The sequence below is a fragment of the Metabacillus litoralis genome (assembly GCF_007994985.1).
In the GTDB taxonomy this organism is placed as follows: domain Bacteria; phylum Bacillota; class Bacilli; order Bacillales; family Bacillaceae; genus Metabacillus; species Metabacillus litoralis.
This window is the reverse complement of record NZ_VOQF01000005.1, coordinates 483240-498526: the sequence shown is the minus strand read 5'-3', so window position 1 is coordinate 498526 and position 15287 is coordinate 483240. Positions and strand designations below refer to the sequence as shown.

Genomic DNA, 15287 nt, shown 5'->3' with positions numbered 1-15287 from the left:
GTAATACACGAAATTTATTTGCATATAAAAAAGAGCAATCAGATGTTAGATCTGATGCTCTTCTTCATAATTATGAAAGGCTGTTTTCTCAAACTTTGTTGCTTTTAAATACCCGAACCAATGAGCACTGTATTAAGTCTAGTGGCATCTTTTCTTCATAAAATAGTACCCTTATAGTGAAAAAATATTGTTTTCACTTCAAATTTTGGTTACATAGCAACAATCGTTCAGAAAAGAGCCTTATGAAAAGGAACTTTTACTACTATTGTTGTTCCCCCATTTATTTTTGATTGAATATCTATTTTCGCTCTTATTGAACGTGCTCTTTCTTCCATACTAAATAACCCGACACCATTTCTTTTTATATTTGGATCAAAACCGATTCCATCATCTTTAATTTGGACAAATAAATAATCTTCTTCCTCAAATAATGAAAGGAAAATATCCTTTGTTTCCGCATATTTCCTTATGTTTGTCATTGCTTCTTGGATAATTCTATAAATACTTGTTTCTACTTCAGATGAAAGTCGTTTTTGCAATTTATATGTAAAATTTGTCTTAAAACCATAATGCTCAGAAAACTTATTTACAAAAGAACGGATAGCAGGAACTAACCCAAGATCATCAAGTATAGAAGGTCTTAGCTGCCAAGAAATTTGTCTAATTTCTTCAATAATCGTAGAGATTTCCACTTCTATCTGTTCAATTATATCTGGATTTGAATTTGTTCTTAAACGATTGATCATGATAAGAAGACTGTACAGATTCTGACCAATCCCATCATGCAGCTCTCTAGAGATATTCTTTCTTTCTTCCTCCTGGATACCAATTAGTTTTGACATCATTCGCTGCAATTCTTCTTCTGCACGTTTACGAGCTGTAACCTCATTACGAATAGCTAAATATTGATATGGCTTTCCTGTCTTATCTAAAAACGGAACAATCGTAGTATCTACCCAATAATAAGTATGATCTTTCGCTTTATTTCGTATTTCTCCTTTCCACACCTTTCCAGAAGAAATAGTGTTCCATAAATCTCTGAAAAACTCTTTAGAATGGTAACCTGAATTGATAATTTTGTGACTATTACCTATAAGTTCCTCATTTGTATATTTAGAGATCGTACAAAATGTTTCATTAACATATGTAATAATCCCCTTTTGATTTGTAATCGCAACAATAGATGATTCATCTAAGGCAAATTTCAAGTCAATCAATTCAGATAAAGATTCCTGTAGCTCTGTTTCGATTTTTTGAAAATAGTGCTGTTGTTCAATTTGTTCTTCAATATAAATAAAGGTGAGTGATTGGCCCAACAGTTCAACGATTTCAGAATGCACATTCACAGATCTTTGGGTATTTTCTACATTTAACATTGTTTCCATTATTTTTTCTGTTGAATTCAATAAGTCATTGCTATTTATATTCGTGAAAATAGAGGAAACGTCTCTGTTCTTGATATCAATTAATCTGTACCCAAGTAGATCCTCAGCAGCTATATTTAAGGATTCAATGTTACCATTGTTATTGACAATAATCAGTGGAGCATTCTCTTTGTTCACCATCTGTTCCTTTCTATCCGCTTTTATTGGTTTGCTATATTCCATAACCTAATAATCCCTTTTTTAACGCATATTCAACAAGCTCTGGCCTTGTTTTCAGTTTTAGTTTTTCCATAATATTTGATTTGTGGTTTTCAACTGTTTTAACACTGATCACAAGCTTTTCACCTATTTCTTTATTTGAAAAACCTTTGGCTATTAAGGTTAATACTTCTTTTTCACGATCTGTTAGTAGAGAATATGTGTCAGAATCTTTCCCACTTTTCATACGCTCTAAATAATCTTCCATTAATTTCTTTGTTGCAGTAGGATACAAATAAGCTGAGCCTTCTGCAACAACAGAAATCGCATGAATGAGTTCATGATGAAGAGCACTTTTTAATATACAGCCTGATGCCCCTGCTTGAATAACGCGAAATAAATATTCCTCATCATCATGCATCGTTAAAATTAAAATTTGAACCTCCGGCCATCTTTTTTTTATTTCAACTGTTGCTGATAGTCCGTCTTTTCCATGTGGCATGCTAAGATCCATTAACACAACCCTTGGCTGAAGCTCTTCTACCTTCTTAATTGCTTCTTCCCCTTCAGAAGCTTCACCAACTACTTCCATATCACTTAAATCATTTAATAACATTTTTAACCCTGTTCGTACAACTGCATGATCATCAACTAATAATATTGATGTTATCAACTCACTCACCTCACATTCGGAATAATAAGATTTATGACTGTTTGCATTTCACATGGATTTATCACATTGACTCTTCCACCTAATAAAATGATTCTTTGCTCTATACCTTGATATAACATTGAAAATCCGTTGATTTCCATTGGAGTTTTTTCAACTTCTGCTATATCTATTTTCACCTTGAGTTCTTCCTCCCATATTGTTTCAACAAGAATATGTTGAACGTTACCATGATCAGTATAAGCTGTAATTATGTCCTTTACGATTCTATATATCATTAATTCTGTAAATAACGGTATCCTTCTTGGTCCATTATAGTCTACATACTGTATTTCAACTCGAGTTTTTTTTCTAGCGTCAGCAATAAATGTGGCTAAAGCTCCATCAAGTTCTTTATGAACAAATGGGTGAATTTTAGTTGATAATTGCCTTGTGTCTTCAATTGTTTTCTTTGTTAATTTTATCATGTTATTTATTGTCATTCTATCTTGCTTGTCCATACGCTGTTGTAAAAATTGCAAATGATTAAAAACTGCATATAAATTTTGAGCTATTTCTTCATGAAGAAACATAGAAATTTCTTTCAACTCATTTTCATACTCTTCAATAATATGAGTTATCACTTGTTTCTGTTTGATTTGAATATTCATGTGATCCACCTTTGTTGATTAATCATTGGAAAAAAGTATTGGAGTCATTTTGATAGGACAGTTGAAGAAAATACACTATTAAGATAGTTTTAAAAAACGTTTTTCAGAAAGGTATTTAAATTGTTTATCGAAATTTCAAATTAACTTCATTTCTTTACTACAAGCAGATAACTTACCACTAATTCAAAATTAATGATAAGTTATCACACTTTACTCTATTCTTAATCTTCTAAGCTCAAAACAATACGGCCGTTAATGTCACCGTTTACCATTCGATCAAAGACTTCATTAATTTTTTCTAGAGGTTGAACTTCAATGATTGTTTTCACTTTTCCTGCTGCGGCGAACTCAAGTGCTTCTTGAAGGTCCTTTCTAGTACCAACAATTGAACCAATAATACTAATACCACCTAAAACAGTATCAAAAATTGGGATCGGCATTTCTTCTGGAGGTAATCCTACAAGCACACAAGTCCCACCTCTGCGAACAGATTGAAATGCTGCTTGAAACGCAGGCTTTGATACTGCTGTAACTACAGCACCATGCACACCATTAGTTCGGGCTTTAATAAATTGATCTGGATCTTCTTCACCCGGATTAACAACTAAATCTGCACCTAATTCTTTAGCTAATTGGAGCTTTTCCTCCCCTAAATCAACTGCTACTACATTCATCCCCATTGCTTTTGCATATTGAACAGCAACATGCCCAAGCCCACCAACACCATAGATTGCTACCCATTCTCCTGGCTTAACACCAGAGACTTTTAACGCTTTATATGTTGTTACTCCAGCACAAAAAATTGGTGCTGCTTCTTCATATGTTAATTGATCAGGTATTTTCACAATGTAATTTGCGTCTGCTTTACAGTATTCTGCATAGCCTCCATCAACAGAGTAGCCTGAGTTTTGCTGTGATTCACATAGGGTTTCTTTACCACTCAGACAATACTCACATTGACCACAAGCTGAATACAACCAAGGTACTCCAACGCGATCACCAATTTTGATATGTGTAACACCTTCTCCTACTTCTGTTACAATACCTACACCTTCATGACCTGGAACTAATGGAAGCTTCGGCTTTACTGGCCAATCTCCATGTGCCGCATGTAGATCTGTATGACATACTCCACAGGCTTTAATTTTAACAAGAACTTCTCCATGCTTTATTTGTGGCACATCAATCTCTTGTATAGCTAATGATTGTTTAAATTCATTTACTACTGCTGCTTTCACTCTACTTCCCCCTATAAAAAAGTTAGTGAAAATGATCATTTCCTTATCTATAGATTAATAGGAGAAGGCTTATTAAGATGTGATAAAACTCACAACTAAATAAATTTATCAACATTGGTGTATGAATAGGATTGCCTACCTACTCTTACGGTATCATCCACTTCCTGTCCATTCAATAATGAACAATGATAAAAAAATGCATAAAAAAGGATATGATAACCTTTTTTATGCATTCGTTTACTTACATTATTTAGATTTCAGCATATTAAAAACCTGTTCTACGTCTTTATCACCTCTACCTGAAAGGTTAACAATGATGGAATCTTCTTTCTTTAATTCTTTTGCTAATTTCATAGCATATGCAACAGCATGTGAGCTTTCTAAGGCAGGAATAATTCCTTCTATCTTTGAAAGAACCTGAAATGCTTCAAGTGCTTCTTGACCAGTTACTATGACATACTCTGCTCGTTTCGTTGTTTTTAAATAGCTATGTTCAGGCCCAACACCTGGATAGTCTAAGCCTGCAGCAATCGAGTATGTTGGCATTGGTTCTCCATTTTCATCTAAGAGGGTTAAACATTTAAATCCATGAATGATAGCTGGAACACCTTGTGTCAAGGATGGTGCCTCCGCTGGTTCAACTCCTATTAATCTTACTGACTCTTCTTCGATATAGTGTGCAAATGCACCAATTGCATTGCTACCTCCTCCAGCACAAGCAACAACAGCGCTTGGTAGCTTGCCTTCTTTTTCTAGTATTTGTCTTTTTGATTCTTCACTAATAATAGATTGAAAGTGCTTAACCATTGTTGGAAATGGATGTGGGCCTACAGCAGAGCCTAAAAGATAAAATGTGCTTTGATAGTTTTCTACTAAATCATCTAAAGCAGCATCTACCGCATCCTTTAATCTACCTTGTCCCTTATCTACAGAAACAACTTTTGCACCTAAAAGCTCCATGCGGAAAACATTCAATGCTTGTCTTTCTGTATCTACTTTTCCCATGTATATGATACAATCCATTCCACCGATGATCGAGCAGGCTGTAGCAGTGGCAACTCCATGCTGACCTGCACCTGTTTCAGCAATGATTCGTGTTGCCCCCATCCTTTTTGCTAATAGTATTTGTCCAATTGCATTATTTATTTTATGTGCTCCAGTATGATTTAAATCTTCACGCTTTAAGTAAATTTTTGCTCCTCCAACTTGCCTTGTTAAATTCTCAGCATATGTTAGCGGATTTTCACGTCCAATATATTCTTTCATATAATAATTAAATTCTTCTATAAATTCAGGATCATCCTTATATTTTTCAAAATTCTCATCTAAAACCCCTAATACATTTTTCAAATCAGGTGGTATAAAACTACCTCCAAATTCACCGAAATAACCTTTTTCTACTGTACTATTTGTCATCTCCCTAATCTCTCCTCTGCTAGAAACTTAAATATTCTGAATAGATGAATTATATCATGTATTTATGATCATATGCATGTCTAATAATAGGTAAATAAAACGGAAATAAAGAAAAGAACCCACAAGTGGAGTTCTTAGTTCATGCCCTTTATTACAACTTTTTTGTTTAATAAGTTGCTATACAAGTTGTTTCTACCTGTTATTCTGCTGCAAGATAATTTTTCACCTTGTATTCTTCCTTTTTCTCTTCTAACCATGTTGAGTATTCAGTTGCCAGCTTTTCATCGAAAAGAATGCCTTCAATTTCTTCCTTACTATTTTCTAATGTGGCTTCTTCTGCTTCTTGTATATCTGTTACTTTAATAAGGTGATAGCCATATTCCGATTTCACTGGTTCACTAAGCTCATCTACCTTCATCGCAAAAGCAGCTTCTTCAAATTCTGCAACCATACTACCTGCACCAAAGTAGCCTACATCTCCACCAGCCTCAGCTGAACCAGTATCTGATGAATATTCTTTCGCTAATTCTGCGAAATCCTCTCCACTATCAAGCTTTTCTTTTACTTCTTTAGCCGTTTCTTCATCTTCTACTAATATATGACTTGCTTTAACTTGCTTTGTCTTAGCAAATGAGTCTTTATTTTCATCAAAATAAGTTTGTAGTTCTTCATCTGTTATCTCAATACGAGATTTCAATAATGCCTCAATTTGAAGATTTGTTTTAATATCACCTTCAACATCTTCCATTGTTAAGCCACTAGTTGCTAACGTTTGATTAAATGTTTCCTCTCCACCATAAGAAGCAATAACTTCCTCAATCTCGGTATCTACTTCCTCCTGTGAAACAGACACTTTCTCCTTGTTTACTTCCTGCTCAATTATATTTTTCGTAATGAGTGAGTCAATAGCAGCTTCTCCATTTTGTTCAACAAAAAATGTATACAAGTCATCCTTTGTTAATGATTCACTTCCAATTTTAGCAACAACTTCACTTCTTGTTGAAAGAAATACAAATGCCGCTACTACTACTATTAAAAGCACAGCTAAAACTGCCACTGTTTTTTTACTTGAAAAAATTTTCTCTATCATTTAAAAAGCTCCTTCATCTATTATCATTATTTGCTTATTCTAAATGATAACTTACAATTATGAATAAACTATGAACAAAGCATTAAATATTGTAGATGTTCATAGAATTTTTTTTAAAAAGGCTATGTTAATTAATTTTGATTTTTAGGATTGGAGGTGAATATTATGAGACTCCTGTTTTGAGAAGCGTGTCAAAGGGAGATGCCTGTAACGGAAATCAACAACATAGTTTAACAGAGTAAAAAAAAAGCTAACTTCATATAAGAGAAGTTAGCTTGGAAGAACGATAATAAATTTTGTTCCTTGATTTTTTTTACTTTCAACAGATATTTCTCCATCATGTAATTCTACTAAACGCTTGACGATCGAGAGACCTAACCCAAATTCTCCAAATTGATTACTTGATCTTGATAAATCAGCTTTATAAAATCGGTTCCATATCGATTCGATTTCTTCTTGATTCATGCCAATTCCAGTGTCCTCGATTTCAATAATTGTATGTTGCTGAGCTTGCCGGCCTCTTAGCCAAACACAGCCTTTTTGTGTGAATTGAAGACTGTTTTTTGTTATATTCATCAATATCTGAATAAGGCGATCATAATCAGCAAAAACACTGCAATTTCGCTCAGCTTCAATTAATAAATCAACATTCTTTGTTTCTGCTTGATATAACAAATGATCCTTAATTACTTCTAATACTTCCTTTAATTGTATTTCCTCTTTAACTAGTTTTATTTGATTAGAACGAATTCTTTCATAATCAAGATTTTCATTAACTAGCCGAATAAGTCTCTTTGTTTCATCACTTACAAGCTTTATTCCTTTTTCTCTTTCCTCATCTTTAATCATATTATGTCGTAGACCTTCTATTACTCCACTAATTGTTGTTAATGGTGTACGAAGTTCATGTGAAACGTCTGCCATAAACCGTCTTCTACGCATTTCTAAACTTTCTATTTCTTCATTTGATAACTTCAATTGATCTACCATTTTATTAAAATCATTAGCCATTTCATCGATTTCATCAAAATCAGCTGTGGCTATATGTGCATTATAATCACCTTTTGCTATCTTTGAAGTAGCACTTCTAATTTTCTTAATTCGATTAACATGAATTTTTGAAAGAATCCAGCTAAGTAAAAAGGAAATGGATAAAGCAATAAAAACAGTATATAGTATGTATTGGTTAACCTCAGTAATCATCTCTCTTGACCCACTGATTGGTGAAATAAGTAATATTCCACCTATTAAGCCTTCTCTCGCAATATATGGTATAGCGACTAGTGAAACCTCTTGATCAGCCCATTTTACGTTATGCTTTGTCACTACCTTCTCACCATTTGAAAGCTTATTCCAGTCTTCCTCTGTAATACTTGTTTGTGGTGAACTATTTGAAATTGGAAAAACAATTCGACCATGTTGATCAAATATACTAAAGTAAATATTCTGTCCATCTAACACTCGCTTATATTGAACCAATACATGATTTTGCCCAACTTGTTCAAAATCAGTTAATATTGTTTCACCATACTTTGTTAATTCATCTACTTTATTTTGATAAACTACGTTTTCTACATAATGAGCAAAAAGAAAGCTTAAAATCACAAAAGCAACAATAAGAACACTAATATGACTAAGAAATTGCTGATAAATATATTTAATTCTCATTGTCTTCATTCAGTTCCTCAAATTTGTAGCCCACTCCCCAAACGGTATGAAAGAATGGATTTTTTTGTGTTTCAACTTTTTTTCTCAATCGTTTAATATGAACATCAACCGTTCGTTCATCACCATAAAATGAATAACCCCACACATGTTCTAATAGCTGCTCCCTTGTAAAAACTTGTCTTGGATTTTTCAGGAAATAATAGAGAAGATCAAATTCCTTTGGAGTAAGATTTGTGATTTTTTCTCCTTGGCGATATACATCTCTTGTTGTTTTGCTAATTATAAAATTCTCAGATTTCAAAACATCTGCCTCTGGCTCTGTTTTTTCTTGCTCTAATACTTTATATCTTCTTGTAACAGCTTTAATTCTAGCCATTAACGCGAGCGGACTAAAGGGTTTTGTCACATAATCATCAGCCCCCATTTCAAGTCCTAATACTTGATCTGATTCACTATCTTTAGCTGTTAGCATGATAATTGGGATCGTATAATTATCTTCTCTAATTTTTCTACATAATGAAATTCCATCCAAGCCAGGAAGCATCCAATCTATAATTAACAAATCCCAATGACCAGTTTTAAATGTTTCATACCCCTGTTGCCCATCGTGAACAAATTCTCCACTAATTCCTTCTTTCGAAAAAAACATTTCGATCATCGAGCACACACCTACATTATCTTCAATGACAAGAACCTTCATTTTGCACCTACCGTTAATAAGTAATTGTATATGTAATTATTTTATCTTCTTTTAGTTAATGTACAAAGTAAAGAGTTGTTTATCCTGTTTCCAAAGTCTCCGATTATTGCTATTTTATAAGTTTGATATTTTGATAACAAAAAAAGATCCCAAAAAGGGATCTTTATAGTAGCTGCTTAGGCAGCATTATACTTATTTTTGAACGTTAGCAGCTTGTGGTCCACGAGCACCTTGCTCAACTTCAAAAGTAACCGTTTGGCCTTCTTCTAAAGTTTTGAATCCATCACCTTGGATAGCTGAGAAATGTACGAATACATCGTCTTGTCCTTCAACTTCGATAAAACCGAAACCTTTTTCTGAGTTAAACCATTTAACTTTACCTTGTAACATTGTTTTTCCTCCTACGTGGAAAATAATTATCCACATTGTATTACTATTCTTGCTAGACAACGATCTTTTAAGAGGTGCTTTAGAAAAGCAAATTCCTACTTTCAGTCTTATCCGAACAAAAATAATTAAGTCAATTGTAACATTATCATTTATTGAAATCAAGAATCATAAATGATAAACATTGAAAATGTTTTCATGAATTTCCATGCACATAAAAACGCTTTTTTTGATAACAATATGATAATAATTAAACATTATTAGGAGGGTATTATGCATATCCCGTCCTTTAACGAGTTACAAAAATTAAGCGATAAACTAAACCAAAAAAGCTATGTTCATTGGCTCGAAGATGACTTATTTGCTGTAACTTGGTGGGTATTACTTTTAGCTACTGTTATCCCTTACTTTATATGGTGGAGGTTAGTTGATAAAAAGCGTCTGTTAGAAATTACGATATTTGGTCTTTTCAGCGCAATTAGCGCTTCTTTTCTTGATTTAATAGGTACCACATTAGGACTGTGGGGATATCCTGATAAGTTAATACCAGTTCTTCCACCACTTTTACCAGCAGACCTTGTTGTCATTCCTATTTGTTCAATGTTTATCTATCAATACTCAAAGAGTTGGTTTTCCTATATATGGCGTTATGTGATATTATCCTTTATTCTCTCCTATATTATAGAAGTCAGTTTTGAACAGTTTGATATGTATACAAAACTAAAATGGTGGACGCACACCTACTCATTTCTTGGTCTATGTCTATACGGAATATCTCTTAGATTCTTTATAAATTTTGTACTAAGAAACAGACACAGCTAATTTTTTGGAAATGGCAATATCACTTCAAACAAAAACTCCCGGGGAAGGTAGCACTTGCTTCCTCGGCTTTACATATGGTCTCAATCAGTAATTACAGAGAACCTATTCTATCGAAAAACCCATCAGTAAACTAGATCTTATAAAAAGTGAATTTATTTTTTCCAGTACGTTTAGACTGGTACAATGCTTCATCTGCTAATTGAATGATATCATCAGGTTCAATTGAGTAGTCTGGCCATATTGCGCCACCAATACTACATTTTATAACAACTTCATCTTTTTCATTTAAAGAGATTGATTTGTTAATAGACTCAATTATTTGTTGTCCTAATTCTTTTCCTTCTTCTAATGGAGAGGATGTTTTTGAGCGAGCGATTATAATAAATTCATCTCCTCCAAGCCTACCAACAAAATCATCTTCTTCTGCTAATTGTTGTAAACGATTAGCAACAACTTTAAGTAGCTGATCTCCTGCTTGGTGTCCATACGTATCGTTCACATCTTTAAAGCCATCTAGATCTAAAAATAAGAAAAGATATTTCTCATTCGCTTCACTTTCCAATTTTTTATCGATATAAGAATAAAGAGCAATTCGATTAGGCAGTCCTGTAAGAGAATCATTATGTGCTAGTCTCTTCATTTGACCTAATTCGGATTTTGTTTCGGTTATTGTTGCAACCATCTCTCTTAAAGATACTGATAAAACATGTAAATCTTTTATTCTTTTAAATTGCGGAATATCTACCTTATTCCCTTCTTTTAACTGATTAGCTGCTTTGGAGATTTCATTTAAGGGTGTAGAAATTTTACTAGCGAGAAACCATCCTAATATAGCGAAAATTACCGCTGCTATTATCCCAATTAGTATTGTGTAATCTTGCAAATTTTTTACGGAGGTAAAAGCCTGTTCAACAGGGATTCTAACGATGATTGTCCAGTCTAATCCTGGATAGTTTAAGTAACCGTCACCAATCGAATATCCAGTTAAATATTCCTTCCCATCTGACCATTTTTTAATTTCCCAACTATTGTTTAGAGCATATTCCCTTTTAAGTATGTTAGGAGATAGTGTTTTCCCTAACATTTTTTCAGGTCCCAACAATATTGTTTGATCACTTGAACTAACAATAAAAACTTCCATTTGTTTTGAGTTTTCTAAGTTCTTTCGATAGGGCTTAATGATTGAGTTCTCTATTTCCCTTGACCACTCCCAACTAAGGTGAGTAGCTAAAACACCTTTAAAGTCACCGTTATTATTGACAATAGGAAAGCTTATATCAACAAATTCTAAAGGAACTCCACTTGGATTGGGTAATAACTCTGCAAGTAAAACTGCTTCATGAACGTCACCTATAAAAGGCTGTTTTGTTGCTTCTTTAAAAACAGGTCTTTCCGCTATATTGGCACCTGTTAAAATATCATCTGTTGAAACCACAATATTACCATTAGCATCTGTTAAACCTACCCATGAAAATGCGGGAATACTTTCTTGTAACGAATTAATTAATACTTTTTTATCATTATTATTCTGATCTTCTTTAAATAGATTTAATTGACTTAACATTTCAATCTCACTGTAGCGGGACCACATAAAAAAATCTAGCTTATCAGACATTTGATAAGCAATATTCGAAGTGGAATCCCCAATTTCATCTTTTATTTCATTACTTGACTTCATAGAAAGAACAATAGTTAAAGAAGCAGTTAATAACACAATAAAACACAAAAAAGAAATAGCAAAAAAAGTTCGTAAATTAATGCGTGACATTGTACCTACTCCTTATTATCCAATGAAAATAGCAGTTTTTTGTCGATTTATAGAGATTACTTTTTTATCATATCGTTTTTTCTAAAATTTTGCACGACAAAATATTGGACATACAAAATAAAAAAACAGTTGATTTCATAATGAAATCAACTGTTATAATTTGTTTATTTACGCTCTTTTGAATGGCCACCAATTGGCAGCACCAAATGTTTTGACCATAACTGGCACAAATAAAGGTAATACAATAAGCGCATATAATATTAATCCGGTTAAAATAATTGACGCAATTTGTATAAGCGATAACATCCCAGAAGGAATCATTGCTGCAAAGGTACCACCTAAAATTACTGCAGCCGAGATGATAACTGTACCCATTTTCTTCATTGATAGTAACATTGCTTCTCCTACAGACAAATCTTTATATTCATTAAAACGATCCATTAAGAAAATACTGTAGTCTACACCGAGAGCCACTAAAATTACGAATGCGAAGAATGGCACTGCCCAGCTTATACCTGTATAACCTAAAATATTAACAAATATCACTTCATTAATCCCCATAGCTGTGTAGTAGGTTAAAATTAATGAACCTATCAAGTACAATGGCATAATAATCGAACGGAACAAGAATATTAGAATAATAGATATTCCAACTAGCATTAATACAACTGTACGTGAGTAGTCATTATTTGACATTGTATTTAAGTCAGCATTCACACTCGTGATACCACCGATTGCAACCTTTGCATTTTCAAGCTTTGTATCTTTTGTTGCACGTTCTATTGCTGAATTAATCTCGTCTATTTGATTAATCGCTTCATTAGAGTATGGGTTTGCTTCGAAAATCACATTAAGTGTCATGACTTTACGATCATCAGATAAATAGCCATCCAATGCCTGCGCAAAATCTGCACTTTCTAACACTTCTTCTGGCAAATAAAAACCAGCAGAATCTGATGTTTTAGATAAATCAGCTAAATAGTCCTGTGCTGAACCTAATCCCTCAGATACTTGATTTAACCCATCAACACTATCTGCTAAACCATTTGTTAATTGAGACATTTGACCATCAAGATCACCAAAGCCATCTAGTAATTGTTTTTGGCCCTCTGTCACACCTGACAATCCATTTGTTAACTGAGGGATACTCCCAACAATTTGCCCCTGACCATTTGCTAACTGATCTAATCCCATTTGCTGTTGTTCAATTCCAGCTATTAGCTGTCCTAACCCTTCGGAAAATTCCTTCTGCCCTTTGATTAATTCTGTGAATTGAGTATTTGCAAAACCAACGCCTTGTGTAAGCTTTGTCAGATTATTATTTAGTTCATCTAACCCTCCTGCAACACCAGGGAGTTGCTTTGTAGCTACATCAAGTACTGTGCCTTTAATCAACTTGTAATTATCGTCATTTTCAATATCTCCGTAAGACTCATTTTCCTCAAGTGCGCCAAAATTAGATGATAAATTTGAAAGTGCATTTGAAAGTCCAAGTAACCCTACTTCAACTTCCTCATATTTCTGATTAAGTGTTCCTAAATTTGCCACGGCATCTTCATAGCCAGCAAGTAATTGATTACTTCCTGCTAGCATTTCTTCAGCACCAGCTTTTGCTTCTGCTAAACCATTTTTAATTTCTGTTGAACCTGCAGAGCCTTGTCGGATACCTTGCTCAATTTTCGCCAAATTTGTTTGTATTTCACTCATTCCTGAATTAATATCACTTGTGCCGTTGATTAATTCATTAATTCCATTTGTCGCTTCTTTTAACTGTGGACTAGATTTTGATAATTCTGATTCAGCTTCAGCAAGACCATCGCTAATTTGGACAATCCCATCATTACCTTCTCCAAGTCCTTCTTCAAGACTTTCTGCTTGTTTTGATACATAAAAGTCTTCAATCACTTCACCAGTTGGTCTAGTAACAGATCGAACAGAATCTACTAAATCAACCTTTTCCAGTTCTTTACTAATGTTTTCTGCTAATGCGATATACTCAGTTGAATCCATTTCTTCATCATTTTTAATGACGATTTCAGTTGGCATGGATTCACCTGGTCCAAAGCTATCTGATATTGCATTAAAGGCTTTAATTGAATTAACATCTCCACCAATTTCCTCTAAAGAGTTATACGATAACTTTCCATCATATAAAAGAAGAAATGGAGTTGAGATTGCTGCAACAATTAGAAGAGCTATAATTGGTCGTGCTATTGAAAAACGACCTGCCACTTCCCAAATCTTACTATCTTTATGTTCTAATTTACCTTTTGATGGCCAGAATATTTTATGACCTAATACTGCCATAAAGAAAGGAACAACCGTAAATAGAGCAATTAATAAAACAGCTACACCAACTGCTACTGCTGAAGCTGATTGGTATAGTTTAAATTGGGAGAAACCAATAGCAGCAAAACCTATTAATACCGCTAATCCACTGAAAAACACAGTTCTACCCGCATTTCTGTATGTTTCAACAATAGCTTCAGTTACACTCTCACGATGTGAAAGTTCTTCTTTAAACCGGCTTAATAATAAAATACAGTAATCTGTACCAATTCCAAATAACACAGCCACTAAGAATATTTGCGTGAAATTAGAAATTGGAAAATTCAATGTATCAACCAGTATTGACACAATTGACTGTGATGCCAAATACGTAATACCTACCGTGATTAAAGGAATAATAGGCGCTATTAATGATCTAAAAACAAGTAACAATACTGCTAGTATAAAGACAACTGTAATGCCTTCCGTTTTCTTTAATCCTTCTTGCGAGCTTGTCATAACATCTTGATCTATCATCCAGCCGCTTGTATAGTAATGCTCAACATTGATTCCTTCGATAGTATCATATAAAAGGGCTGATATTTCTTTTGCTTCTCGATCATTTCTATTAATAGAAATTGAAGCTAAAATGGTTTTTCCATCTTCTGAGACAAGCTGTTCTTTTAAGCTTTCCTCATTAAAATGGGTTAATATTTCTGTCACATCAAGTTCTTTATTATCTTCTAATAACCCAATAGCTTTTTCTGCTTCTTTTATTTCTTCATTTGTTAATTTATCTTCATTATGAAAAACGAGTGCAGCCTGTGTTATATCACCTACACTTTCATCAGCTTGAACTTCAGCTAATATTTCATCAGCTAAGGAAGATGAATATCCATCTGGTACACTTATTTGCCCTTTATCACGTACTAAGTCAGCCATGTTAGGTGCGATAAAAAACAAACCAACAACAACTGCAATCCAACCAAGGATGACAAACCATTTACCTTTAATAATTGTATTCACT

The 15287-nt window shown here is 33.6% G+C and carries 12 protein-coding genes; 1 reads left to right on the top strand and 11 read right to left on the bottom strand.

The genetic code is table 11. The features are described 5' to 3' along the window. Positions 1-227: 227 nt before the first annotated feature. The 9 genes from FS935_RS10460 to FS935_RS10420 form a co-directional block, all read right to left on the bottom strand. Entirely contained in the window at positions 228-1607 is a 1380-nt protein-coding gene (locus FS935_RS10460) for a PAS domain S-box protein (protein WP_146948262.1), read from the bottom strand. Further along, positions 1597-2253 (bottom strand): response regulator transcription factor, encoded by a 657-nt coding sequence (locus tag FS935_RS10455; RefSeq protein WP_146948454.1) that lies wholly within the window; start codon positions 2251-2253, stop codon positions 1597-1599. The genes FS935_RS10460 and FS935_RS10455 overlap by 11 nt, the downstream gene beginning before the upstream one ends. Before the next feature lie 8 nt (positions 2254-2261). Continuing rightward, positions 2262-2903, bottom strand: coding sequence for a sensor histidine kinase family protein (locus tag FS935_RS10450; protein WP_146948260.1), 642 nt, complete (start codon positions 2901-2903; stop codon positions 2262-2264). 221 nt (positions 2904-3124) lie between these two features. Then, entirely contained in the window at positions 3125-4141 is a 1017-nt protein-coding gene (adhP, locus tag FS935_RS10445) for an alcohol dehydrogenase AdhP (protein ID WP_146948258.1), read from the bottom strand. Positions 4142-4387: 246 nt separating this feature from the next. After that, complete coding sequence (trpB, locus tag FS935_RS10440; protein ID WP_146948256.1) at positions 4388-5557, bottom strand: tryptophan synthase subunit beta; 1170 nt, start codon at positions 5555-5557, stop codon at positions 4388-4390. Positions 5558-5756: 199 nt separating this feature from the next. Next, positions 5757-6647: a peptidylprolyl isomerase gene (locus FS935_RS10435; protein ID WP_146948253.1), complete on the bottom strand. Its 891-nt coding sequence runs from the start codon at positions 6645-6647 to the stop codon at positions 5757-5759. 270 nt (positions 6648-6917) lie between these two features. Beyond that, positions 6918-8324 (bottom strand): HAMP domain-containing sensor histidine kinase, encoded by a 1407-nt coding sequence (locus FS935_RS10430; RefSeq protein WP_338036918.1) that lies wholly within the window; start codon positions 8322-8324, stop codon positions 6918-6920. Then, positions 8305-9015: a response regulator transcription factor gene (locus tag FS935_RS10425; RefSeq protein WP_146948249.1), complete on the bottom strand. Its 711-nt coding sequence runs from the start codon at positions 9013-9015 to the stop codon at positions 8305-8307. The genes FS935_RS10430 and FS935_RS10425 overlap by 20 nt, the downstream gene beginning before the upstream one ends. A 192-nt stretch (positions 9016-9207) precedes the next feature. Next, entirely contained in the window at positions 9208-9405 is a 198-nt protein-coding gene (locus FS935_RS10420) for a cold-shock protein (protein WP_026558957.1), read from the bottom strand. Between the two features lie 270 nt (positions 9406-9675). Between FS935_RS10420 and FS935_RS10415 the strand changes: the two genes are divergently transcribed. After that, positions 9676-10224 (top strand): CBO0543 family protein, encoded by a 549-nt coding sequence (locus FS935_RS10415; protein WP_146948247.1) that lies wholly within the window; start codon positions 9676-9678, stop codon positions 10222-10224. A 130-nt stretch (positions 10225-10354) separates the two neighbouring features. Here FS935_RS10415 and FS935_RS10410 read toward each other — a convergent pair whose 3' ends face one another. Together FS935_RS10410 and FS935_RS10405 are read right to left on the bottom strand one after the other, a co-directional pair. Beyond that, on the bottom strand, positions 10355-11992 hold the full coding sequence (locus FS935_RS10410; protein WP_146948245.1) for a diguanylate cyclase domain-containing protein: 1638 nt from the start codon (positions 11990-11992) through the stop codon (positions 10355-10357). Between the two features lie 168 nt (positions 11993-12160). Further along, a complete protein-coding gene (locus FS935_RS10405) occupies positions 12161-15286 on the bottom strand; it encodes an MMPL family transporter (RefSeq protein WP_146948243.1) in 3126 nt (1041 codons plus the stop codon). Between the last annotated feature and the right edge of the window lies 1 nt (position 15287).

What these genes read in the sequence shown, in the direction of transcription:
- FS935_RS10460 (WP_146948262.1), bottom strand. Translation starts at nt 1,607, where the DNA reads ATGGAATATAGCAAACCAATAAAAGCGGATAGAAAGGAACAGATGGTG.
- FS935_RS10450 (WP_146948260.1), bottom strand. Translation starts at nt 2,903, where the DNA reads ATGAATATTCAAATCAAACAGAAACAAGTGATAACTCATATTATTGAA.
- trpB (WP_146948256.1), bottom strand. Translation starts at nt 5,557, where the DNA reads ATGACAAATAGTACAGTAGAAAAAGGTTATTTCGGTGAATTTGGAGGT.
- FS935_RS10435 (WP_146948253.1), bottom strand. Translation starts at nt 6,647, where the DNA reads ATGATAGAGAAAATTTTTTCAAGTAAAAAAACAGTGGCAGTTTTAGCT.
- FS935_RS10430 (WP_338036918.1), bottom strand. Translation starts at nt 8,324, where the DNA reads ATGAAGACAATGAGAATTAAATATATTTATCAGCAATTTCTTAGTCAT.
- FS935_RS10425 (WP_146948249.1), bottom strand. Translation starts at nt 9,015, where the DNA reads ATGAAGGTTCTTGTCATTGAAGATAATGTAGGTGTGTGCTCGATGATC.
- FS935_RS10420 (WP_026558957.1), bottom strand. Translation starts at nt 9,405, where the DNA reads ATGTTACAAGGTAAAGTTAAATGGTTTAACTCAGAAAAAGGTTTCGGT.
- FS935_RS10415 (WP_146948247.1), top strand. Translation starts at nt 9,676, where the DNA reads ATGCATATCCCGTCCTTTAACGAGTTACAAAAATTAAGCGATAAACTA.
- FS935_RS10410 (WP_146948245.1), bottom strand. Translation starts at nt 11,992, where the DNA reads ATGTCACGCATTAATTTACGAACTTTTTTTGCTATTTCTTTTTTGTGT.